24 protein-coding genes are annotated in these 23835 nt (G+C 49.1%); 8 read left to right on the forward strand and 16 right to left on the reverse strand.

Features of this window, described 5'->3' with window-relative positions:
• The first annotated feature begins 6 nt into the window (after positions 1-6).
• The 3 genes from AB1I50_RS05785 to AB1I50_RS05795 are packed head-to-tail and all read left to right on the forward strand — an operon-like array spanning position 7 to position 1383.
• Positions 7-309 (forward strand): anti-sigma factor antagonist, encoded by a 303-nt coding sequence (locus AB1I50_RS05785; protein ID WP_407725259.1) that lies wholly within the window; start codon positions 7-9, stop codon positions 307-309.
• Entirely contained in the window at positions 306-740 is a 435-nt protein-coding gene (gene spoIIAB, locus AB1I50_RS05790) for an anti-sigma F factor (protein ID WP_407725260.1), read from the forward strand. The genes AB1I50_RS05785 and spoIIAB overlap by 4 nt, the downstream gene beginning before the upstream one ends.
• Positions 733-1383, forward strand: coding sequence for a sigma-70 family RNA polymerase sigma factor (locus tag AB1I50_RS05795; RefSeq protein ID WP_407725261.1), 651 nt, complete (start codon positions 733-735; stop codon positions 1381-1383). Before spoIIAB ends, AB1I50_RS05795 begins: the two co-directional genes overlap by 8 nt.
• Here the strand turns inward: AB1I50_RS05795 and AB1I50_RS05800 are convergent.
• From AB1I50_RS05800 to AB1I50_RS05850, 11 genes are all read right to left on the reverse strand, one after another.
• Complete coding sequence (locus AB1I50_RS05800; protein WP_407725262.1) at positions 1380-2429, reverse strand: alpha/beta hydrolase; 1050 nt, start codon at positions 2427-2429, stop codon at positions 1380-1382. The two genes, AB1I50_RS05795 and AB1I50_RS05800, sit on opposite strands and share 4 nt — an antisense overlap.
• An 84-nt stretch (positions 2430-2513) precedes the next feature.
• Complete coding sequence (locus AB1I50_RS05805; protein WP_407725263.1) at positions 2514-3458, reverse strand: alpha/beta hydrolase; 945 nt, start codon at positions 3456-3458, stop codon at positions 2514-2516.
• Positions 3459-3467: 9 nt separating this feature from the next.
• Positions 3468-5129 carry a DAK2 domain-containing protein gene (locus AB1I50_RS05810; protein WP_407725264.1) on the reverse strand — a complete coding sequence of 554 codons (1662 nt, stop codon included), beginning with the start codon at positions 5127-5129 and terminating at the stop codon, positions 3468-3470.
• A gap of 22 nt (positions 5130-5151) precedes the next feature.
• Positions 5152-6084, reverse strand: a complete 933-nt coding sequence (locus AB1I50_RS05815) for a DegV family protein (protein WP_407725265.1) — start codon at positions 6082-6084, stop codon at positions 5152-5154.
• Between the two features lie 11 nt (positions 6085-6095).
• Complete coding sequence (locus AB1I50_RS05820) at positions 6096-7025, reverse strand: alpha/beta hydrolase (protein ID WP_407725266.1); 930 nt, start codon at positions 7023-7025, stop codon at positions 6096-6098.
• 11 nt (positions 7026-7036) lie between these two features.
• Positions 7037-7471 carry a lecithin retinol acyltransferase family protein gene (locus AB1I50_RS05825; protein ID WP_407725267.1) on the reverse strand — a complete coding sequence of 145 codons (435 nt, stop codon included), beginning with the start codon at positions 7469-7471 and terminating at the stop codon, positions 7037-7039.
• Positions 7468-7725, reverse strand: a complete 258-nt coding sequence (locus AB1I50_RS05830) for an acyl carrier protein (protein WP_407725268.1) — start codon at positions 7723-7725, stop codon at positions 7468-7470. The genes AB1I50_RS05825 and AB1I50_RS05830 overlap by 4 nt, the downstream gene beginning before the upstream one ends.
• Positions 7719-9233: a class I adenylate-forming enzyme family protein gene (locus AB1I50_RS05835; RefSeq protein WP_407725269.1), complete on the reverse strand. Its 1515-nt coding sequence runs from the start codon at positions 9231-9233 to the stop codon at positions 7719-7721. Before AB1I50_RS05835 ends, AB1I50_RS05830 begins: the two co-directional genes overlap by 7 nt.
• A gap of 10 nt (positions 9234-9243) precedes the next feature.
• Positions 9244-9891 (reverse strand): lysophospholipid acyltransferase family protein, encoded by a 648-nt coding sequence (locus AB1I50_RS05840; protein ID WP_407725270.1) that lies wholly within the window; start codon positions 9889-9891, stop codon positions 9244-9246.
• Positions 9869-10510 (reverse strand): lysophospholipid acyltransferase family protein, encoded by a 642-nt coding sequence (locus AB1I50_RS05845; RefSeq protein ID WP_407725271.1) that lies wholly within the window; start codon positions 10508-10510, stop codon positions 9869-9871. The genes AB1I50_RS05840 and AB1I50_RS05845 overlap by 23 nt, the downstream gene beginning before the upstream one ends.
• Entirely contained in the window at positions 10500-12437 is a 1938-nt protein-coding gene (locus AB1I50_RS05850; RefSeq protein WP_407725272.1) for an AMP-binding protein, read from the reverse strand. The genes AB1I50_RS05845 and AB1I50_RS05850 overlap by 11 nt, the downstream gene beginning before the upstream one ends.
• Before the next feature lie 230 nt (positions 12438-12667).
• Between AB1I50_RS05850 and AB1I50_RS05855 the strand changes: the two genes are divergently transcribed.
• Entirely contained in the window at positions 12668-13396 is a 729-nt protein-coding gene (locus AB1I50_RS05855; protein WP_407725273.1) for a DUF2812 domain-containing protein, read from the forward strand.
• 129 nt (positions 13397-13525) lie between these two features.
• On the opposite strand, the gene AB1I50_RS05860 is transcribed toward AB1I50_RS05855, so the two are convergent.
• A complete protein-coding gene (locus tag AB1I50_RS05860) occupies positions 13526-14476 on the reverse strand; it encodes an Ig-like domain-containing protein (protein WP_407725274.1) in 951 nt (316 codons plus the stop codon).
• 173 nt (positions 14477-14649) lie between these two features.
• Here AB1I50_RS05860 and glpK point away from each other — a divergent pair, with 173 nt between their 5' ends.
• Together glpK and AB1I50_RS05870 are read left to right on the forward strand one after the other, a co-directional pair.
• A complete protein-coding gene (glpK, locus tag AB1I50_RS05865) occupies positions 14650-16134 on the forward strand; it encodes a glycerol kinase GlpK (protein WP_407725275.1) in 1485 nt (494 codons plus the stop codon).
• Positions 16135-16145: 11 nt separating this feature from the next.
• Positions 16146-17090 (forward strand): alpha/beta fold hydrolase, encoded by a 945-nt coding sequence (locus AB1I50_RS05870; RefSeq protein WP_407725276.1) that lies wholly within the window; start codon positions 16146-16148, stop codon positions 17088-17090.
• Positions 17091-17166: 76 nt separating this feature from the next.
• Here the strand turns inward: AB1I50_RS05870 and AB1I50_RS05875 are convergent, their stop codons facing one another.
• Complete coding sequence (locus AB1I50_RS05875; RefSeq protein WP_407723232.1) at positions 17167-18210, reverse strand: IS30 family transposase; 1044 nt, start codon at positions 18208-18210, stop codon at positions 17167-17169.
• Positions 18211-18682: 472 nt separating this feature from the next.
• Positions 18683-19585, reverse strand: a complete 903-nt coding sequence (locus tag AB1I50_RS05880; protein ID WP_407725277.1) for an NAD(P)/FAD-dependent oxidoreductase — start codon at positions 19583-19585, stop codon at positions 18683-18685.
• 140 nt (positions 19586-19725) lie between these two features.
• On the opposite strand from AB1I50_RS05880, the gene AB1I50_RS05885 reads away from it, so the two are divergent.
• Together AB1I50_RS05885 and AB1I50_RS05890 are read left to right on the forward strand one after the other, a co-directional pair.
• The gene (locus AB1I50_RS05885; protein ID WP_407725278.1) at positions 19726-20334 is read left to right on the forward strand and encodes an EndoU domain-containing protein; all 609 of its coding nucleotides are present in this window, start codon (positions 19726-19728) and stop codon (positions 20332-20334) included.
• A gap of 2 nt (positions 20335-20336) precedes the next feature.
• Positions 20337-20717 (forward strand): hypothetical protein, encoded by a 381-nt coding sequence (locus tag AB1I50_RS05890; protein WP_407725279.1) that lies wholly within the window; start codon positions 20337-20339, stop codon positions 20715-20717.
• A gap of 42 nt (positions 20718-20759) precedes the next feature.
• Here the strand turns inward: AB1I50_RS05890 and AB1I50_RS05895 are convergent, their stop codons facing one another.
• Entirely contained in the window at positions 20760-21950 is a 1191-nt protein-coding gene (locus AB1I50_RS05895; protein WP_407725280.1) for a cation:proton antiporter, read from the reverse strand.
• 77 nt (positions 21951-22027) lie between these two features.
• The gene (locus tag AB1I50_RS05900; protein ID WP_407725281.1) at positions 22028-23530 is read right to left on the reverse strand and encodes a phosphohexomutase domain-containing protein; all 1503 of its coding nucleotides are present in this window, start codon (positions 23528-23530) and stop codon (positions 22028-22030) included.
• Positions 23531-23835 lie beyond the last annotated feature (305 nt).

The following is a 23835-nucleotide window of genomic DNA, read 5'->3' on the forward strand; positions in this document are numbered from 1 at the left end:
GTTAAAATGCTGAAAACGGAGTTTAACAACAACACCCTGACGGTGTACCTCGACGGCGAAATTGACCACGATTCCGCCTGCAAAATCCGCCGGAGAATTGACTGCTCGGCACGCTCGCTGTGCCCGAGGCTGCTATGTATGAATTTTGAGAAGGTCAGCTTTATGGACTCGTCGGGAGTAGGGCTTGTGATGGGGCGGTACAGGCAGATGAAGCTGCTCGGCGGCAGCCTGAGAGTAACAAACGTGCCCGACAGAATTTACCGAATTTTTGCGATGTCGGGACTTGAAGAACTGGGGGTGTTGAGATGAAAACAGTCAACCAAATGAGGCTCAGCTTTCCGTCAAAGAGCCGCAACGAAGCTTTCGCACGCAGCGCGGTGTCGGCGTTCATAACCGCGCTCGACCCCACCTTGAGCGAGCTTAACGACCTTAAAACCGCCGTGTCCGAGGCTGTGACAAACTGCATTGTCCACGGCTACAGGCGGCAAAGCGGCACGGTTTACATATTCGCGTCCGTCAAAGATGACAACACCGTAACGGTGAAAATCCGCGACAAGGGCGTGGGAATTGAGGACATTAAGCAGGCTATGCAGCCGCTGTTTACGACCTCGCCCGAGGAAGAACGCGCAGGGCTGGGCTTTGCGGTAATGCAGAGCTTTTGCGACAAGGTGAGAGTAAATTCCGCGCCCGGCAAGGGCACGACCGTCACCCTGATTAAAAAAATCGGCGCGGATGAATAAGGACGAATTTGCCAAAAGCCACCTTGGGCTTGTGCACTCGCTTTGCAGCCGTTTTACAGGCAAGGGCATTGAGTACGACGAGCTGTACTCGGCAGGCTGCCTGGGGCTTGCAAAGGCGATTAACAACTTTGACGACAGCCGCGGCTTGCAGTTTTCAACCTACGCCTTCCCCGTCATTATGGGCGAGCTAAAACGGCTGTTCCGCGACGGCGGAACGGTAAAGGTCAGCCGCTCGTTAAAGGAGCTGTCGCTGAAAATCAACAAGCTCAACAACGAAAGCGAGCTAAAAAACGGCAGGGAGCTAAGCGTTTCGGAGCTTGCGGAAAAGCTCGGCGTTGCTCCCGAAAAAATCGCAGAGGCGGTGTGCAGCGCGCAGCCTACGGTGTCGATAAATTCCGAGGATGAAAACGCAGCCGCGCCGGAAATACCTTCGCCCGACATTCAGTACGAAATCACCGAACGGCTAAGCCTTGCCGCGGCGATTGAAAGCCTTGAAGAAAACGACAAAAAAATAATCAACCTGCGCTACTACAGGAGTAAAACGCAGGTTGAAACCGCAAAAATATTGAATATGACTCAGGTGCAAATCAGCCGGCGGGAAAAGAAAATCCTGTCACTCATCAGGCAGAAAATGAGCGGTTAGTTCATAAATTCAAGCACCTTGTTCATAAAAGCTTTGTCGAGCTTCATCGCCTTTTCGGTATCAATTCCGCCGTAAAAATCGTCGAGCGCCTTTTGCGGAATATCGCCGTCATAGACCTTGTTCATATCGTTCAGCTCGCTTTGCAAATCCGCCATATACTTTGCGGATTCCGCGCTCAGCCACATATTCGCGTGACCGTCGCGGCAGCTCTCGCTGACCTTGAAAAAGCTCGCGTTTGAGTTTGTAATATCATCCTCGTGCGAGTAAATGCTCAGATTATACGGAATTGTGCTGTCGTTACCGCCGTAGCAAATCAAAATCGGCGTGTCGGTTGAATTTATCGACTGTGCCGCCGTGTCGTCCGCGTCGTCACCGAAGGTAAAGCGGTTTTGCAGGTACAAAAACGGATACTGAATATCCGCCAAAATGCCGACATAATCCTTTGCCTTGCCGTGCATCGTCTGCACCGGTGAATCAAACCCCGACAGGCTTACAGCTCCTTTAACGTCCGCCTCGTCAAGCACGGAAGCGACGGCGTAACCGCCGAGACTGTGGCCGTAAAGATAAACAGGCAGGCTTTTGGTCTCGTCCGTCTCCTTGGCGTAATTAATCGCAGAAAGCAAATCGCGCTTTGACTGCTGCAGACCGACGGTGCTGCCGCCCTCGCTTTTGCAGACTCCGGTCGCGTCGTAGGCAAGCGCCATATAGCCGTTTTCGGTGAAAAATTTAATCTCCGCAAGGTGACGGTCGCTGCTGCTGTTCATCCCCGGCGCGATAATTACAATTCCTTTGGGGTTTTTGGCGGAATAGAGATAACCGCTGAGCTTGTTTTCGCCGGATTTAAAGCTGACTTCCTTTCGACTCAGGCTCACGCCCGAAAGAGAATAGGATATTTCAACATAGTTGTCGAGCGAATCTACGCGGTGAAAAAGCACGCCGAAAATGACCACGGAGGCTATCATCGACAGCGCGGTGAATACAAAGATAATCAGAAGGAAAAAGCCGACCACCCTCTTTGGCGTAATATGTAGCTTTTTATTTTTCACGGCTTTCACCTCTATTATTCCTCAAAATTTTAAGAATATTCACGGAAAAGAAAAAGAAAGAGAACGGTTCGCTCTCTTTTCTTTTTATTTGTTCAAATCTTTTAAAAACTCAATTATGGTATTGTCGTATTTTTCGGGCGCGTTAACCCTGACGCGCGAATGTCTGCCCTTTTCAAACCAGACAATGCGCTTTTTTGGGGACTTGCACTTTTCATACAGCTTTTCCGCCTGGTCGGGGGTGGAATAGGTGTCCTGCCTGCTATGGATGAAAAGTATCGGCTTTTTAAGCCTGTCAATGCGGTTAATCGGGCCGTCCGAGGTGACGTTCGCGTGAGAAAAAATCCGCATATACATAAACACCAGCCACGAAAAAATAACCTTCGGGCGGTGGTCCTCAATCATATGGTTCTTGAACGACTCGGCAAAGTTTACGTACATTCCGTCGGCGCACATTCCCTCGATGTAATCGGGGCAGTTTTCGTCGCAAAGCGCGAACAAAGCGACAGACGAGCCTATGCAAATTCCGTGCAGAAAGACCGCCTTGTTGTGAAGCTCCTCTACGAGCAGACGGCTCCAACACTGCATATCGGCATACTCGCGGTAGCCCAGGCAGCAGAAAACTCCGTCGGAATATCCGTGCGCGCGGTTGTCAACCACAAGCACGTTATAGCCTGCCCTGCGGTACGGCTCGGCAAAGTAGTAGGAGTATTTGAGCGACTCCATTCTGCCTGCGATTACAATAGCCGCTTTCTCGCCGCCGAAGTCAAAATACTCGCCCACAAGGCGGTATCTTCCGCTTTTTATCTCGACCTCGCGCATATAATCCGAGTAGAGCTCTCCCCACTCAAGACCTTCGTGGTACATTCCTGCGTACTCGTCGTCATTTTCGGGGAGCAAAACGTCCCTTCCCCATTTCTTTTTTGAGGTTCTGACAAGCAAAATCGTGTAAATTACGCCTGCGATCACAATTTCGGGAATTACAAACCCGAACAAAACCACAAGCAAAATTATCCAAATCCAAGTGTTCATAGTACCTCTTTAACAAAGTCCGATTATCAGGCGGTAATGCTTTTGTCCGCCGTCGATAAACTCAACGTCGAGCAGGGGGAATTCTTCCTCAAGCCTGTCGCGCAGTTCGTCGGTCTGTTCCTCTGTAACACCGTCGCCGTAAAAGACAACGCAGGTTTCCTTATCGTCAATATCGGGTACAAGCTTCATTCCGTCGATTATGCCGCTGCACCAATCCTTTGACACGCAGACAAGCTCGCCGTTAAGCAGTACAATATCCTCTCCCTTACGGCAGGTCAGCTCGTGGTATGTGTAGTCGCGCGTCGCGGTGGTTTCAACCAAGGTAGAAACGTCCTGCAAGCCGCTTTTCATCGAGCTTATGCGGTATTCGGGCTTGTCGTCGGGCACGTCCATCGCAATCGCGAAGTAGCCCTCGGCAACGCTCTTTGTAGGCAGAATTGTGACGTTCTTTTTGCCGCTGATTTCAAGCGCCTGTCCGGCCGCCAAAATCACGTTTTTATTGTTCGGCATAACCACAATATAGTCCGCGTCTATCAGCTCGAACGCCTCTATAAACTCCTGAGATGAAGCGTTCATCGTGTCCTCGCAGTTTATAACAACATCCGTTCCGAGCTGCTCAAACAGCGTTTTGAGCCCCTCGCCGTTTACGACCGACACCATCGCAAGCTGTTTGTGCGGAAGCTTTTTAGGCTCGATTTTTTTCTTGAGCACCTCGTTGTGCTGAAGCTGCATATTCTCCATCTTAAAGGTCAAAAACTCGCCGTATTCCTGGCTGAGCGCAATGACCTTGGCGGGCTTAAGCGTGTGGATATGAACCTTTACGCGCCTGCCGTCCTGGACCGCGACAAGTGAGTTGCCGTAAACTCTTATGTCCTCGATAAAGGTGCTGAGCTTAAAGCATTGGGTGTATTTTTCGCTTTTAAGAAGCTGCAAAATGAATTCCATGCAGTAGCCGTCCTCAAAGCTTGAATGTTCGTTAAACAGCGAAAAGTCAATTTCCTTTGCAGGGGAAGGCGCGGTATGCTCATTTGTAATTTTCTTTTCGTTCGTACGGTACACGTCGCCGTAGAGGTACTTTAACATTCCCTCAAAGATATAAATAAAGCCCTGTCCGCCGCTGTCAATAACGCCGGCTTCCTTCAGCACTTCGAGCATTTCGGGAGTGTAGGAAAGCGTCTTTTTCATCTCGGCAATATACATAGCGAGGATTTCCTCGATGGATGAGTTCCTCGTAATCTGCCCTCTGATGTGCTCAATTCCCTCTCTCGCGACCGTCAGCATTGTGCCCTCAACGGGCTTAACAACCGCGTCATAAGCGGTGCGGTAGCCTCTGATAAGCGCATTTCGAAGCTCTCCCGGGCCTGCAAAGGCACAGCGCGCGAGCTCGGTTGAAACTCCCTTGAAAAACTGCGACAAAATTACGCCTGAGTTTCCCCTTGCACCGAGCAGCATACCCTCGCTGAGGGTTTTTGCATACAGCCCAATTGCGGCGTTTGTCTTTGCGTATTTAATTCCGTTGCCAAGGGTGAGGCACATATTTGTACCCGTGTCGCCGTCCGGCACGGGAAAGACATTGAGCTCATTGACCTCGGTTTCATATTTGCTGAGGTTTTGAAGTCCGTTTTTGAGCATATTCTCAAACTGGACTCCGTTTATTTTTCTGTTCCTCATATAATCATTTCCTTAAAGGTTATCACTGTGCGTCAATCAATTTTTGAACGAGGGCTTTTTCGGTTTCGAGCCCCTTTGAAATCGGCTTGCCTACATAGTAAGCCGCCATAAGTCCGGGGCCTACGTTAACGCCGCAGAAGGGATATACGTCAACGATAATAACGTTCTTGGGCTTGAAGCGCTCGATAATCATATCCCTGTACTTTTCGGCAGGGACAAGGCGGTTTGTCTGAGCGATAAAAATTGTCTGCTCGGACGGATTTTCGATTGTCTTTTCGATGTAATCGAGCAGTACGGCATACGCCTTTTTAGCGCCCTTTACCTTGCCGATTACGGTTGTAAGTCCGTTGTAGTCAAACTCACCGATAGGCTTAATTCCGGCAAGCTTGCCGAAGAACGCCTTTGAGTGGGTAAGTCTGCCCTTTTTGGCGACGAAGCTGAGGTCGTCGAGCCAGCCGCACTGGTGAACGCGGTTTTTGTTTTCCTCAATATACGCCGCGGCTTCCTCTGCGGAATGTCCGTTTTCTCTGAGCTTTGCGGCGAGAATTACGAGAAGTCCGTGGGCAATACTGAATCTCAGAGAGTCGATAAGAATAATCTTTGCGCCGGGGTAGCTTTGAAGCACCTGCTTTTTTGCCTGAGTTGCAAAGTCAAATGCACCCGAAATTGCGCCCGAGATTGTAATAGCCAGAACGTCCTGACCGTTTTTTACGCACTCCTCAAAAACCCTTGCGAACTCGTCAACGTTCGGCGGAGCTGTGGTGTAGCCGTCAGGATTTTTGCTCAAATCCTTATAGAACTGCTCGCGGTTTGTTTTGTTCCAGTTCAAAAACTCGCTTTGCTCGGTTTTATCGGGCAGGGTAACGTGGCCGTTTACCGTGATAACGTCGTATTCCTTTTTGAGTTTTTCACCGAGGTCGCACGAAGCGTCGGCGATTATAGCAAATTTATTCATCGTATCTCTCCTTAAAAATATTTTGTTGAAAAGTTGATCAATCCCTGTTTTGTCTGTTCTCCGCCTGCGGCGTACTCTACAATGTGCTGCGAGCCCTCAACGGTGATAAGCTCCTTCGGAAGGGCGCAGGCGTTGTAGTTTTTAAGTCCGTATTCATACGGCACTGTGGTGTCGCCCGTAGCGTGAATAAACAGCGCAGGGACTTTGGTTTTCTTAAGCGAATCTCCGCATTGTTTGTAAATATCCTCTTTAAGCTCAATTCGGGCAAGCAGCCTGATTATCGGGATGACAAGTATGGGCGGAATCATCCGCTTGCGGCTGTCGTAGTAAAGCTGGTCTCCGACCGACGAAAACGCGCAGTCAATCACCATTCCCTTTACCTTTTCCGACTTGATTTTGTCGGAGGAATAGGCAATTGCCGAGCTGCCCATTGACGAGCCGTATAGCATAATTTTTTCTATGCCGGGCTTTGATTCCTCGTACTCTATCCACTTTAATATATCGTACTGCTCGATAATTCCCAAGCCGTTTCGCTTTCCGCCGCTCTCGCCGTGGGCGCGCTGGCAGATAAAAAGCATATTGTAGCCCAAGTCGTACAAATGCCTCGCCTGCAGGCAAAAATTGCTTATGGGGTTTCCGCGGTAGCCGTGGACAAAAATTACGGTTTTGTCCGATTGGTTGTCGAGGTAATCGCCGTACATAATCTCGCCGTCGCGCGCGGTAACGCTGACCTTTTCGGTAATTCTGCTCCTGATAAAGCCGTCCGCCGCGATAAGCTCGTCCATATAAGGCTCATAACGCGAGCCGATAAGTTCGCTTCTGGTAAGAACCCTGCTGTTCTCCTTGCGCGAAAAAATCATACGGTAAAGCAGCGCGGCAGGCGCCGCCGCAAAGATAATGTACAACGCAATAAGCCCGAGCGCAATATAAAGAAATATCATTTTATCATCTCTTATTTATCAATCTGTCCGCCGTTGCCGCCCTTTAGCATACTGTGCCACATCGAGCGGATATACTCCTCCTGAGTGCTGCGTTTTTCACCGAACACACATTCATACGCGAAGTGCTCGCAGTTGTTGTGAAGGATATTGTAGCCGCCCTGTCCGATTTTTGAACGCGCGGTTTCAACGGTTTTTTCGGGAGGAATACGGCGCTTTTTCTCCTTGCGGTCAAGCACTGCCGTCTCGACGATTTTTCCGCTTGAAAACTCGTCAATATCGACCGCTCCGACGGTGATGTTTTGATTTTTCTCCTTAAATTCGGGCAAAGGCGGATATCCAAACTGGATAACCTCGTCCTCGCTGACAAAAATGCCGTAGTGGTAAAACGAGCCTATGGCAATGCGTATCATATCTCCGCTTTTGCAGTCGACAGGCTGCCACTTCATTTGAGCTTTCCTCCGATGTAATCCGCGGCGTCGCCTACGGTTTTGAACGTATCGACGCCCGTGTCGTCGTCAAAGCGGATGTTAAACACCTCTTCAATCGCGATAACAAGGTAGAGCACGTTGACCGAGTTCAGTCCCAAGTCCTCGGAGAGCCTTGTGTTTTCGTCAGCCGCCCCTATTTTATCCGCGTTTCCGCCGTCTGCGACAAGCAGGATGTCCTTTAGCTTAACAATTATTTCTTCTTTACTCAGCATTTTTTATATCTCGCAATCTTCATACTCGGAGTTCTGTCAAAGTCGCTGTCGCGCACCTCAATGCGGTTTACGCGCTCAAAGGCAGGCAGAGCTTCGTTTACCTTTTGAAGCTCCGAAATGATAAATTCTTTTTCATTTTCCAAATTCATTTTGGCGGTTACGGTTTTTCTCGGCACAACCTCGAGAGCCAATATGTGCTTTCCGCCGTCGTCAATGTCCTCAAACACCTGCGAATCCTGAATAAACGGCAGGGCGTTAAACTTTTTCTCAAGCTCCGCAGGAGATATGTTCTCGCCGCTGGGCAAAACGATAATCTCCTTGATTCTGCCGGTGATATAAAGCAAGCCGTTCTCGTCGATTTTTACGAGGTCGCCGGTCTTAAACCAGCCGTCCTCATATACGTCCTCTTCAGCCTCGCCTATGTAGCCGTCCATCATATTTTTGCCCTTAAGCCACAGCTCGCCGTCTACGATTTTAAGCTCCTGATTCGGGAAGGGGTAGCCGACCGATTCGGGGAATTTAAGGCTTTCGGGATTGCCCGACACCAAATTTGCCGACTCGGTAAGTCCGTAGCCCGGCAAAAGCTTGATTCCGAGCTTGTCGTACTCCTGAACGAGGTACGGCGGAACAGCCGCCGCTCCTGCTATGATGGTTTTCATATCGTCTCCGAGCATATTTTTGCCGAACTGCTTTGACAGCGTAAGCGCCATTTCGGCAAGTGCCGGAACCATAACCATAATCGTCGGCTTAAACACCGCGGTATCGCGGAACATATCCTTGTTGTTTTTGCAGATAAACAGCGTGCTGCCGGTGTAGAGCGAGGTCATCAGGTTGCGGATAAGTCCGAACACGTGCGACAGGGGAAGCACGAGCAGATACCTCTGGTTGAATACATCGTGAACGCCGTAACAGCCGTTAATTGTGCCCTGCATAACCGCGCCGTTTGAGAGCACGGCGCACTTGCTCTTGCCCGTAGTGCCGCCTGTGAACATCATAACGCAGGGCGTTTTCGCCTCGCACTTTACCATTGGCGACGGCACATCCGAAGTCTCGGTAATCTCGATAAAGCCGATGTGACCGAGCTTATCCTTTGCAAGCGAAACGCTCTCCTCAAGCGAACCCTGATATACAACTGCGGAAATTCCGAACTTCATACAGCAGCCGAAAACCGCGGTTTTGTCGAGGTGGGCAGGCATAATTACCGCCGTCAGTCCGAGGGTTGTAACCGCGATAAACGCCTTTACAAAGTCGTAGGAGTTCTGAGCGAGGATTGCTACCCTTTTGTGTTCATCATCTGTTTTTTCGAGCAGCAGAGTTCTGAACTTTGCCGCGTCATCTTCAAGTTCTGAATATGTATGGGAAGTTTCATTGTCCTGAATTGCGACCAAATCCGCGAATTCCTTAACGCAGCTTTCCCACATTTCGCTTACGCTTTCGCGCTCGATAATCCGCGCAAAATCCACGGGTTTTGTGTAAGGTCTGAATTTTTCTCTTGTATCGGTAATCATAATTATCTCCTTAATCAACCAAATTCTTAAGCTGTTCTTCTCTTTCGTAAAGCAGCTTTGCAGCCGCGTCAATCTGCGCGAAGGTGGGGCGTTCGCCGTAGAGCTCGGTTACGCTTACCCTCTCGCCCACAACCACGTGAAGCCTGCTGAAAAAGCTCTTTTTCGGCTTGATGTAAACAGGCACAATCGGCGCTCCGCTTCGGATTGCCATAAGCACCATGCCCGACTTAAACGACGCGCCCTCGTCGCCGCCTGAGCTGATTCTGCCCTGCGGAAACATCGACACAATCTCGCCCTGCTTTAGCTTATCCGTAATCTTGCGAAGGGTGTTCATCGTCACGTTGTTTCGGTCAATTCTGATACAGCCGCACGCGCGTAAAAATCCGCCTGCCTTGCTGTCCATAACCTCCTCGCTTGCGATAAAATGATGCCGCCTGTACCAAAACGCGGACATCAAATATACCGGGTCGACAAAATCGGTGTGATTTGCAATAATCAGCGCGCCGCCGCGCAGCTTTTGCTTAGCCTTTTCGGAAGCGAAACGCTTTTTCGGCCTTAGTATCAAAAGCACGGGAAGTCCGCCGGTTATCCTGACAAAATCAATAACAATATTTTTGAAGCTGAAAAGCGGAGCCTTATTCTTTTTTTGTCTGTTCATCAAGCTCATTCCTCAGCTCTATAATTTTTTTCCTGAGCGCGTTGTTGAAGCGGTCGATATTCTCCTTATCGCTCAGCTTGTCGTCGAAATAATCCGAAGGCTTCATCGGCGTACCGATAATCACCCTCGCGCGTTCCCTGCAAAAATACTTTCCGTTTGTAAATGCAGGGATTACGGGAACGTCCGCCGACAGCGCCAAATATGCCGTACTCGGCTTGAATTCAAGCGGAGTTTGCTCTCCCCCTCGCGGAATTCTGCTCTCGGGAAATGCGCCGACCACCCCGCCTTTTCTTAAAATTTCTTCCGATTTATTTATAAAATCAAAGTTGTGAACGTCGCGGTTTACATAGATTCCGCCGAGCATTTTCAAAAACAACCCGAGCGGTTTTTTATCAAAAAGCACCTCTGCCATCTGCACCCTGAGCGTTCGCGTGAAAAACACAAACAGGTACACCGCGTAGTCGAAAACCGAGGTGTGGTTTGATATAACAATCGCCGCGCCCTTGATATGCCTGCTCTGAACATTTTTGTCCTGATAATAGACCTTTGTTCTGAAAATGAGCTTTTGCACCGGGTAGGCGGTAATTTTTACAAACCAGTTAAAAAAATCAATCAGCATTACCAAGCTTTTCCTTTATATACAAATGAAGTCCCTTTACGCTGTTAAGTCCGCTGTCGCTGTCCGGGAAGGGGATCTTATACTCGTCGCGGAGCTGTGAGATTATCGCGAGATAATCAAGGCTTGTGCCGCCCTCGTCGAGGAAGAAGTCGGCGGTATAGCCGATTTCGCTTTCGGGCTTTCCGAGCGCAACGGCAAACATCCGCGTGATATTCCGCGAAATTTCGTCGTCCTCTTTCTGCTCAGCGTTATCATTTGGCTTGACCTCGTGCAGAGTTTTCGCCGCGTACTCCTTTGAAAGCCTTACTCGGTTGAGCTTAAACTCGTCGCCTTTAAGCAGGCTTTCATCGGTGAAAAACAGCCTTTGAATCTGTCCTGCAAGGCGCAAATCCGCAAGCCTTCGGCGAACCGCAATCTTGACCTGACCGAGCTTTTCGGCGGAGATATATTTGTTTACCGAAACAATCAGCACGGGAATTGCCTTGCTGTCCTCCGCCGTGCCGATTAGGCAGACTCCCCTCACGCCCGGGCAGATGAGCTTTTGCTCAATCAAATTCGGGTTGAGGTTTTCGCCGTTCGGCGCGATAATCAAATCGTCGCGCCTGCCTAAAATACGGTAGCATTTGCCGTCGAACTCAGCCAAATCGTGGGTGTTAAACCAGCCGTCATTCGGCTTTTTCTCACCGTTTTCTATTATGTAACGCGCCATCGCCCTGCCCTTTACGAGCAGCTCGCCGCCGTCGTTAATTTTATACTCAATTCCGTCCATCGGAAGTCCGACCGAGCAGGAATTCAGCAGCTTTTTACTGCCGCTGAGCTCGACCGAGGTAATGCCGATTTCGGTCATTCCGTAGCCGTCCGCAAGGCGGTAGCCGATGGCGTTGAAAAATTCAAGAATCTCAGGGCTGATGTAGCTTCCGCCGGTAATCATAAACTTAATGCTCTCGCCAAACATATTCTCGCGGACTTCCTTAAACGCAAGCTTTGAGAATTTTTCCCTGAGAAGCGGAGTATCGCAGATTTTACGGCTCAGCTTTATACCCTTTTCAAACTTTTTATATGTGTCCTCTCCGCGCTCCTTAATGGTTCTGATTGCCTGCTCGTAGACCTTCTCCCAAAACAGCGGAACGGCAAAAACATGAGTTACCTTGTGGCGCTTAATCGTATTTGTAATCGTGCTCGGCTGCATATCGTTCAGGCGAACAAAGGTGCGCGAGAAAAACGCGAACCAAATATACACCGCAACCAAGCCGAAAATATGGTAAAACGGCAGGAAGGTAAGCAGCTTTAGCTCGCCCTCGTAGTGCTCCTTAACCTTCGCGCACTTTTTGATTATGCTGTAGCTGCCCTTAATTTGCCAATAAAATTCCTCGGCGGTGTAGGCGCAGATTTTTACATTCTCGGACGTGCCCGAGGACATAACAAAAATCTCCGTGCCGAACTCTCCGCCGTCAATTTCAGTATCGGCTGAAGCGATATCGGAAGCCTTAACCGTCCTGACGGAAAACTCCTTTCCGTCCGAAATTACCGCGGCGGCACCGCAGGTTTTAAGGGCGTATTCGAGCGTGCCGTCGTCAAGGCGCATATTCATAAGCAGAGGCTTGAACCCTGCGCGCAGTACCGCCCAGAAATTTTCAATCCAATCAAGGCTGTTTTCCATATAAATACCAACGGCTGAGTTATGCTCAGCTCCGCCAAGCAAAGCCCTCAGCGTTGCGGCTTTGCGCAAAATATCCTGCTTTGCCTGAGCGTAGGTGGTCTTTGCAATTCTGTAGCCGCGGCTCTCCTCGAATAAAATATTTTCACCCTCGGAAAACATCAGCTCAAACAGCGCCGAAAAATCGCGCTTTGAAGCGCTGTAACGGCTGAGCTTTGCCTCGACAAAGGCGTCTATTGAGTTGTATCCGCCAAGGTTATGAATATCCATATCTCTTTAATTAGCCCCTATTATTCCTATAATATCAAATCTTAAATAGTATAGCATTTTATTAGATTAAAAGCAATATCATTTGACTTTATTTGTTTAAAATACGCAAAAATCGGCACATTTTTTTCGTGGTATTATTTATTGCGAAAATGCGCCGAATTGATTTCTTGACAAAAAAAGTTATTTATGCTATTTTTTGATAAAGGTATTTGTAATCGAGGTGAGACGTGTTGAGCGAAAGCAGGCTTAAACAGCACAAGCTGTTTTTTGATATTGAAAAAGAAAACGAATATGTAAGCGAGATGAACCGCCTCGGCTGGAAGCTCGAGCGCGTAAATTTCGGTTGGACTTACGAATTTTCAAGGACAAATCGCGAGGAGTACACCACCGTAATTTTCGCTGAGGAAAGCTCAAAGGTCAGTGAGACAACGGCTTTTGCAAAGCGCTGCGGCTTTGAGCTCATCCCCCACTGCTTTGACGGACTAAGGGACGTTCTGTACCTATGCGGAAGGCGCGACGAGGTATCGCCCGTATTCCACAACGACAGCAAGTCGCTTATGCGCGCTTACAGGCTTACTCACAGGCGTTTTTCTGTACTCAGCGTGATTTGCGTTTTAATTTTGGCGGTTATGTTCTGCGAGCTGACGGCGTTTTTCATCATTCCGTCGGTGAGCTCGGGCAAGAACCCGTCGGAATTTCCGCTGTTTTTTGGCTTAACGGTACTGTTTTCGGTACTCACACTGATATTCGCCGTGCTGACGGTAATCTTTATCCGCTCGGCATTGGGCGCGAAGAAAAAAATTGAAACGCTTAAGAAAAAAGAGGATGAAAAGCAAAAGCGCAGGCGAGCTAAAAAGGATAATCCCAAGCAAGAGGATGAAGTTATTCACAGGCGCATGGCGGCTGTCGACCTGACACAGCAGGATTATTTACCCGAAGCCGAAGAAAAATCAGAATAAAAACTAAAGGGGCCGGCTCAAAACTCAATTTATGAGTAGAGCCAAGCCCCTGTTTTATATTTTATAATCTGCAGGGTACCGTACCCTACAATTTAAGATATAAGTTGGTCTTTTGAACCAACCTAAAATTTACGCCTCTGTTTTGTAGAGCGTAACCGAAATTGTGAACTCCGAGCCGTTCTGCTCCAAAGCGCAGTTGTAGCTGTACTCGGTGTATTTTTTGTCGGTGTACGCGTCAATCTGCGCCGCTGCGTCGCTTAAAATCTGCTCCTTGTAGCTGTTAAACGAGCCGTCCGCAGTGTAGCTTGATGTGCTTACGGTGACGGTTTCGCCGCTGAGCGAGCCGTTCTTTTCCATACCCTCGCCCGAGCAGTATTCGTCAACAGCCGCGCGCCATCTGTCGGCATTCGCACGGGTGCAGACCTTTGCATGAGGAAGAACCGTGTCGTCGGTAATTACCGCAGGCTTTTCCTCCTCGGACTTGGTGACGGTGACGTTGCAGTACGCCGTCGCGCCGTTGTAGGACGTAACGGTAATCAGCGCTGTTCCGGCGCTTTTGCCGGTAACGGTTACGGTGTCGTCGTCAATGCTCGCTTGAACGCACTTGTTGCCGGAGCTGACCTTGCAGGTTTTCGGAACGGCGTTTTCGGGATTGTAGCTGATTTTCAGCTGAGCGCTCTCGCCAACTTTAATACTTAGCTTTGAGTAGTCGAGGCTGATTGTGCGGATTGCAAGCTCGTTCATCTCCTGAACAACCAAATCTATAATACCGTAAAGATTTGGGTTGATATTGCCTGAGCCGATTGTATCGGCAGGGATATTCTCCTGAACCGGCTTTTGGGTAGTCGGCTGGGTTGTGCCCGGGGCAGTTGTTGTCTTTTGAGTTTGATTGCCTGTCGGCTGAGTTGCCGAGGCGCTCGGCGCTGTTGAAGCTGAAACCGATGTAACAGCCTCGTCGGCAGTGGCGGTATCGCTTACGGCTTCGTCAGGCGTTGCGGTGTTTTCTTCCTCTCCGCAGCCGGAGAAAACCATGGAAAACATAAGCATTGCCGTGATAAGCGCCAATATCTTAATTTTCATTTAATCATAACCTATCCGTATCATATAATCTTAGTAGGACATATTCTATCACATATTGCGGTTTTTTGCAAGTATTTTGGAATTTGAAAATTTTGACGAAAAATTTTTAATTCCGTTTACAACAACCCGATATAGTTATATAATTAGTGTATAAACCTGACGCGAGGTGGATTATGAAAAATTATATCATCGCTCTTGACGAGGGAACGACAAGCGTAAGAGCGATTTTGTTTGACAAGAACGCAAATATTGTCTGTACGGCACAGCACGAATTTACCCAGATTTATCCTCAGCCCGGCTGGGTAGAGCACGATCCAATGGAGATATATGCAAACCAATACGCCGCTATGACTGAATGTGTGGCAAAAAGCGGAATTAATCCCGGGGAAATCGCCGGAATAGGCATTACCAATCAGCGCGAGACCACTGTGGTTTGGGAGAAAAGCTCGGGCAGACCGGTCTGCAACGCGATTGTCTGGCAGTGCCGCCGCACCGCGGATATGTGCGAACAGCTTATCAAGGACGGCAAAGAGGACTTTATTAAGGTAGTTACGGGACTTCGCCCGGACGCATACTTCAGCGGTACAAAGCTGAAATGGATTTTAGATAAATACGATCCCGACCGCAAACGCGCAAAAAACGGCGAGCTGCTTTTCGGCACAATCGACACGTGGCTGCTGTGGAAGCTGACCGACGGCAAGGCGCACGTTACCGACGGCACAAACGCCTCGCGCACAATGCTCTGCTCGCTCAAAACAGGCGACTGGGACAATTCGCTTTTGGAGCTTTTGAATATTCCGCGCCAAATGCTGCCCGAGATTAAGAGTAGCAGCGAAATTTACGGCAACGCTAACGTTATGGGCGCGCAAATTCCGATTTGCGGAATCGCAGGCGACCAGCAGGCGGCGCTGTTCGGTCAGGGCTGCTTTAACCCGGGAGATGCAAAAACAACCTACGGCACGGGCTGCTTTTTGCTCGAGCACACGGGGCAAACTCCGGTTCACAGCCGTCACGGATTGATTACGACCGTTGCTGCAACGGCTAAGGGTGAACCGCGCGAATACGCGCTTGAAGGCAGCGTGTTTGTCGGCGGAGCGGTTATTCAGTGGCTTCGCGACGAGCTTGGAATTATCCGCGAATCGCGCGACAGCGAGTACTTTGCGAGCAAGGTCGCGGACAGCGGCGGAGTTTACGTTGTTCCGGCGTTTGCAGGCTTGGGCGCTCCGTACTGGGATATGAACGCGCGCGGCACTATCACAGGACTTACGCGCGGCGCCGGAATCGAGCACATCATCAGGGCTTCGCTCGAATCAATCGCCTACCAAACTCAGGATTTGCTCGAGGCAATGGTTGCCGACAGCGAAAGCAAAATTGAAACCTTAAGGGTTGACGGCGGTGCGGCTTCGAACAACTTTTTAATGCAGTTTCAGGCGGACATCTCAAACACAGTTGTTTTCCGTCCGTCAAACGGCGAGGCTACCGCGGCAGGCGCTGCGTTTTTGGCAGGGCTTGCGGTAGGATTTTTCAAGGACAAGGCAGAGCTTTTGTCGCTTTGCAAGGGCGGAATAAACTTTAAGCCGTCGATGGACAGCGCAAAGCGCGACGAGCTTTTAAACGGCTGGCACAGGGCTGTAAAAGCGGCTCAGGTTAGCATATAAGGAGAATAATTATGGTACAGATTATTAAAAAAAGCGTTTTGTCCTCGGACAATGTTCATATGCTCAACGGCTACGTTTACATTCCCGAGGGCGAGGTCAAGGGACTTTTCCAGCTCGTTCACGGAATGTGCGAGTACACCGAGCGTTACCACGAGTTTATGCTTGAAATCGCAAATCAGGGCTACATAGTTTTCGGCTACGACCACCTCGGCCACGGCAAAACCGCGACAGATGATTCAGAGCTTGGATATATTGCGGACAAGGACGGCTGGAAGCTCCTTGTAGATGACGTCGCCGTGTTCGGAAAAGCGGTTAAAAACGAGTACGGCAGCGATTTGCCGTATATCCTGATGGGACACAGCATGGGCTCGTTTATTGTTAGGCTTTCCGCCGAAAAGTACAATATGCACGACAAGCTGATTATCATGGGCACAGGCGGCCCGAACCCTGCCGCAACCCCCGGACTTGCGGCAATTGCCGTAATCAAAAAAGTAAAGGGCGGCAGGTATATTTCGAACTTCCTGCAAAACCTCGCGTTCGGCACATACAACAAGCGCTTTGAGGGCGACGGCACGTACGGCTGGCTGAGCAACTACGAGGATGTACGCAACAGCTTTGCCGCCGACAAGTTCTGCAACTTCCGCTTTACCGTGTCGGCTATGGGCGATTTGGTAACGCTCAACAAGGAGAGTAACACAAGCAGGTGGTTTAAGTCCTGCGTTACCCAAAAGCCGATTTTGCTCGTTTCGGGAGCGGACGACCCTGTCGGAGATTACGGCAAAGGTCCAAAGGCGGTTCACGACAAGCTGAAAGCCAACGGCGCGGATATTAAGTTTGTGCTGTACCGCGGCTGCAGGCACGAAATCCTCAACGACAAGTGCCGTAACAACGTTATCGCTGAGATTTTGAATTTTATAAAATACGCAAATTGCAATAGCAAGTTGAAACAAATTTAACGTTTGTATTAGAATGTCGTGAGTTTCTTGAGAGAGGAGCGTAGCGACGAGTGAGAGAAACTCACGACGGCGCGGCTCAAGCTGCCCTGTATATCCTGTCGAGTTCCTGCTCAAAGAGTTCCTCCGGAGTATGATACCCGAGTATCTTTCTGGGCAGATTGTTGATTTTGTCAGCAAAAAAGAGGATATCATCAGCACTGTAGTCATCTATGCTCTTCCCTTTTGGAATAAATCTGCGAAGCATTTTGTTGTGACATTCATTTGTTCCTTTCTCATAGGAAGAATACGGATGAGTAAAGTACACTGAAATCCCTTTTGATTCAACCTGAGAAAGATTGGCAAACTCAGATCCGTTATCTCCGGTTATGCTCTTGAACACTTCGTTATATTTATCTCCGAATTGCTCAATTAACCCGGATAGAGCTTCGTCTATAGCTTCAGCAGAATGATCTCTTATTTTCAGCCATATTGATTCACGATGCTTACGCTCAACTATTGTCATTACCTGAGATTCACCCTCTGTTTTTCTGCCGATAACGCTGTCAATCTCCCAATGACCGAATTCTTCACGAGTATCAACATCATCAGGTCGCATTTCAATACTGTTGCCGAGATTTCGCTTGTTTTCTCGGATTCGGTTTCCTTTGGTGTTACGCTTTAGCTTTTCAGGTAAATCTATATTTTTGATATTTAGCAAACCTAAATCAACGTAGTTGTACAGCGTTTTCGTGCAAACCATTTGTTTATCAGTATACAGATGATTTGCTTTGGCGTAACCTACGCAAGCATCAAGCGACCAGCCTTCTTCACGGAATTTCTTTTCAACATACTGAAGAAAACCGACCACTTCAAGACAATTGATATTTCTGCGGCTGTTTTTGCGACGTTCAAGGTAAACTTCCTTACCCTTATCTGCTTTATATCTCGCAACCTTACCGTTATACAAATATACAGTACCTCGTTCAACTTCATTTCTGATGGTATTGTATGGTCTGCCAAGGTGTTTGGCGATAGCATAAATTGACCAACCGTCTTTAAGTCGAACCTCTATTTCGTGTCGTTCTTCTGATGTTATGTGTTGAAATTTCTTGTGCTCCGTGTTACAATTGGAATTGTCCATAGTGATGATTCCTTTCGAATTGGTGTGTGGTAACTCAATTCTACTACAGAATCGTCGCTGTGGACTCTTTTATTTTATTGTTTCAACTTCATTTTACAACGCGCGATTTTATAAAATAAAACAAAATAATATATTTTAAAGCCTCCCCCGACACATTGTTTCGGGGGAGGTGGCATTTCGCTTTGCGAAATGACGGAGGGGGCAGACGTTTCCGACACCGCTGTTTTTTCTTAACAACCGTAGGGGCGGACCCGCGTGTCCGCCCACCGGACAGGAACACAGCATTTAATTCCAAACGCTTTTTGTGTGCTGAATTATACGTACGTTTATCGCGATAAAATCGCAAAACCGGTAAACGCGGATTACGTTTCCGCGGGCGTGCAATGCACGCCCCTACAATTAAAAACAAACGTTTCAATCCAATTAAAAGCCTCCCCCGACGTTGGGGGAGCCTTTACTATTAGAAAATATTTTATTTATTAAGATACTTAACCGCCTCGGTTGCGGCTACAGCGCCGTCGGCTGTCGCGGTTACAAGCTGGCGCACTCCTTTTGAACGCGCGTCGCCTGCAACGAATATACCCTCGGTTTTTGTTTTGCAGTCCTCGCCCGAGGCAAAATAGCCCGAGCCGTCGGTCTCCGCGAGAGCTTTGAAGTTTTCCGTCTCGGGAATTCTGCCGACCGCGACGAACAGTCCGCTGACTTCTATCGTTTGGGTTTCACCCTGCTTGTTTTCAACCTCAATGGCGGTCAGGCGCTTGTCGGCAATCAGCTTTTTGACAACGCTGTTGTACACGAACTTTACGTTCTCTCTTTCACTCAGCTTATCAACCGTGGCGTTCTCGCCCCTGAAGGTATCGCGGCGGTGGATTAGGTAGACGGTTTTTGCGATGTCGGCAAGGTAGAGCGCGTCCTCGAGTGCGGTGTTGCCGCCGCCGACAACCGCAACGTCCTTGTTCCTGAAAAACGCGCCGTCGCAGGTCGCACAGTAGGAAATTCCCCTGCCGATTAGCTTGTCCTCATCCTCAGCGCCGAGCTTGCGGTTCTCAGAGCCTGTCGCGATAATCACAGCCCTCGCCTCGTACTCTCCGCGAGGGGTTTTTACGGTTTTTGTACCGCCGTTATCGACAATCTCCGTCGCCTTTTCAAACTTAAACTCCGCACCCAAGGCTGTTGCCTGATTGTACACGTTTGTCGCGAAGTCAAAGCCCGAGATATGAGCCGCAACGGGGTAATTTTCAATATCGGGAGTGTTGATAATCTGTCCGCCGTAAGCCGAAGCCTCGAGCAAGAGCACGCTTTTTGAAGCGCGTCTGGAATAGATAGCCGCAGTCATTCCTGCAGGGCCTGCGCCGATTATAATAATATCATACATAGGGATTCTCCTTTGCTGTTAATTTATATTGATTACAATTTAATTGTACCAAATCGAATTTGAATTGTCAATACTTTACAGCGTAATTTTCTTATGATATACTTAATATAGTTTATTATACCCGTTGGGAGTTGATATATTTGAATTTTTTCAAAAGAATACTGTCAGCCGCATTAGCCGTAGGACTTATCGCGCTTGCGGCAGGCTGTTCGGGAGCAAAGCTAAAAGTCACCGACGTAAGCGGCAGCAGCTACGATATTACCTCGTCCGTTCAGAGCTCGCAGAGCAGTGCGCAAAGCTCAAAGAGCGACAAGCAAACCTACACAATGGCGGACATCAAGAAGCTTAAAAACACCGAACACTTCGCTAAAAACACGCTTGAGCACATCTTTGACGGCACGATTAACAGCAAGGGCAAGGCGACGGGCTATCACTACTCGATGGTGACCGACAGCAAGGGAAAAATCATTGACGGCACGCGCTCAAAGACCGACGGAAACGGCGTTTTCACGGGAAAGGTCGAGGTCAGCGGAGTTAAAAAGAACGGCTTTAGCTCGTTTTACCCCGAGAGCTGGACTCCCCAGCAGGTTGTAGACGCGATTAACGCCGCCTACGACGACGCGCTGAAAAATCCCGACAATCCTCAGGGAGAGCTGTGGATAGGCTACAGCGGAAACCTTGAAATTGATATGTATATGAACAAGAACAAGCAAATCACCACCGCCTACCCTGTTTTTGAAGGAGACTGATTATGTTAAAATATGAGATTAAAGCCATGCAGGGCAAGCGCATTGTGCCTGTGGTTGTCTTTGAGGACGAAAGCTACTCGCTTTTGAACGAATTTTTACTTGCGGAGAGGAGCTTCCGCCGCGAGCTTTTATCGCTCGTAAATGAGGTCGATTTGAATATGTCGCAGAGCGAGAGCTTTTCGGGCAACGCCTTCTCGCTTGAAATCGGCAAAGATACCTGCAAAATCACGAACGATACCGACGACAGAGAGCTTGAAGTCGCAACCGCGGATTTTAAGCAGGTTTTGCTCGACTACATCTACGCCATCCGCGAAATTAAGGTAAAGGAAAAAATGGCGTCGCTCGGTCATCACCACGACCACGACCATCATCACCATCATTAAACAAAAACGCTGTCAAAGGCCAAGCCAATGACAGCGTTATTTTTATGTTTTTGCAATTCCGCGTTTTTCGTCACGCGCGAATAAGAGTTTAAGTATAATCGGGGTGATAATGCTCGACACAATAATCAGCAGAATTACCGCGGTAAAGTAGACCGAGCTTATCATTCCGCTCGACAGTCCCTTCTGCGCGACAATCAGCGCGACCTCGCCGCGGGTCATCATACCCACGCCGATTTTAAGCGGGTCGCTGCCCCTAAAGCCGCACAGCCGCGACGCGGCTCCGCAGCCGATTATCTTCGACACCAGCGCGACGAGCACAAATCCGATTGAAAACCAAAGCAAGTCGAGCGAAAAGCCCTGAATACTCGTCTTTAAGCCGATACTCGCAAAGAAAATCGGGCCGAAAATCATATATGAATTGATGTCCATTTTCTCCTCGATATAGTTCGAGTCGTGCAAACGCGACAGCACAATTCCGGCGACGTAAGCACCGGTGATGTCGGCAATTCCAAACCAGCGCTCCGCGATAAAGGCAAAGCTAAAGCACAGCGCCAGCGCCAAAATCGGGATTCGCCTTGTGTGGGGATAGCGCTTGTCGATAATTTTGAACACCTTGTAGATGATAAAGCCGACGATAATCGCCAAAGCGAAGAACGCCAGCGTGCTGAGCAGTACCCAAAGCGGCTTTGACTCGGGGTTTTTAAATCCGATTACAAAGGTCAGCACCAAAATTCCGATTACGTCGTCGATGATTGCGGCGCTGAGGATTGTTGTGCCGAGCTCGGTTTTGAGCTTACCCATCTCCTTTAGAGCCTCAACGGTGATGCTGACGCTCGTAGCGGTCATAATTACGCCGATGAACACGGCTGTGAAGAACTTTTCGGAGCCCCACGGCGCAAAGCCGTAAATCGCCATATAAAGCAGTGTTCCGCCTGCAAGCGGTACGGCTACGCCTGCGCAGGCGATCGCGAGAGCCTTTGGGCCGGTTTTCATCAGCGCCTTTAGGTCTGTTCCCAAGCCTGCCGAGAACATCAGCAGAACCACGCCGATTTCGGCGCATATGCTTAAAAAGTCGTTGAGCTTTACAATTCCGAGCACGCTCGGGCCGATTAAAAGTCCTGCTATAATCTCGCCGACAACCTGCGGAGCTTTCAGCTTGCGCGCCAAAAGTCCAAACGCTTTCGCGAAAATTACGATAATCGCGATATCCTTAAATATTGACAGTACGTCCAATTAAACTACATCTCCAAACAAATTACGTGAAAGTGGGGCTTTCGCATTAAGAATGCGATGCCCCATTTGATTTTATCTTAAATTTCCAAGCCGTTAACGGTCTGTAAAAATTCTTTTAACGAATTAAGAATTATATCAACGCCGCCCTCGCTGTCGCTCTCGATATTGAGCGGCATAATCGGGTCGTGTACCGAAAGTCTGAGCAAGAACCAGCCGTCGCCGTGGTCTTTGTCGAACGAAACGCGGATTCCCTCGCGGTTGTCATCGGCAACGTTCCAGCCGTCCTTAGCCTCTGCATAGGCTGTGAGGTCGTTGATTATCCTTTCGCCGCAGGCTCTGAAGTCCTTTTCGGTGATTTTGTAGCGGATTTCGCGGCTTTCGAGCGGTTCTTTAAGGCTTGCGGTAAGCTCGTCAAGCTCTCTGCCCTGCTGCCTGAGCTGAGCCGCCTTGATGATAATTTTGGTGCAGAGGTACGCGCCGTCGTCGAGAAAATAATTCTCCCTCATTGCGGCGTGTCCCGAGGTCTCGATTGCGAGCGGACAGTTAATTCCCTGCGCGTTGAGCTCGAGCGCCTTGTCAATAACGTTCTTGTAGCCCCTGCGGTAGCGATAATGCCTGCCGCCCAAGTCATTCTCGATAAACTCTTTAAGTCCGCTCGATGTAATCGAGTCGGTCACAACGGTTCCGCCGTCGTTGCCCTCCAGCGCGATTGCCGCCGCCACAGCCACAAGGCGGTTGCGGTTAATCTCGTTACCCTTGCTGTCAACAGCGCCGCCGCGGTCAACGTCGGTGTCGAAGATTACGCCCAAATCGGCGTTGTTCTCGCGCACAGCCTCGCAGATTGAAGCCATCGCAACGCTGTCCTCGGGGTTGGGGACGTGGTTGGGGAACATTCCGTCGGGTTCAAGGTAACGGCTGCCGGTGGTGTCCGCTCCCAAAACAGCGAGCACCTTGTCGGCGTAAAAACCGCCTGCGCCGTTGCCTGCGTCAACCACAATCTTAAAGCCCTTAAGCGGATGGTCGTAGTCGTCCGCGTTAACTTCCTTTTTAATCTTCTCGCAAAGTCCGTTTGCGTAGTCAGTCATATAATCATAATTGGTTTTTGAGCCTTTTTCGCTCTCGTCGGGATGAGCGCCGTCCTGAGCGTACTGCAAAATTGCCTCGATATCGCTGCCCTCAAGTCCGCCGCCGCGCGTAAAAAACTTTAAGCCGTTGCGGTTAAAGGGATGATGGCTCGCGGTGATTTGCAATGCACCGTCGCAGGCTAAATCAACCGTCGTCATAAACATAGACGGAGTTGACGCGAGTCCGCAGCAGAGCACATCAGCGCCTGCGCGTACAAAGCGGTCTGTCACAACTTCCATAATATGGGGGCCTGAAATACGGCTGTCTCTGCCGACGGAAATTTTAAGTTCATCCGCAGGCTTGCCCACCTTTTTTGAGAGCCAAAGCACAAAGCCGTCCGCCATATCAGCGACAACTTCATTGGTCAGATTAACGCTCTGCCCCTCGACGCCTTCAACAGCAACGCCTCGGATATCCGTTCCGCTTTTGAACTGTTTATAAAAATCATTCAGCATAATGTTCTCCCCTATCCTTAATTTATACTTATTTTACCACATTTGTTTGTAAATCTCAACAATAAAACGCTTTTGTACCGCCAAAAACGCGATTTAAAATAAACTTTGGCAAATCACACTTTGTTTTTGAATTTTGCAAAAATTAGTTGTGAAAAATGCTCATACAAAGGTAACAAACCTGTCGCATTGTAATTGTTTGGAAATATTTCGTCGTGAGGTTTGCACAATTTCTTTAGCCATAGTTTGTATATTATTGACATCATTTTGGCAATTCAGCCAAAGCGCAGGGCTGTTTTTTGTTGACT

Source organism: Ruminococcus sp. NATIVEDY161 (genome assembly GCF_045819895.1).
GTDB lineage: Bacteria > Bacillota > Clostridia > Oscillospirales > Acutalibacteraceae > Ruminococcoides.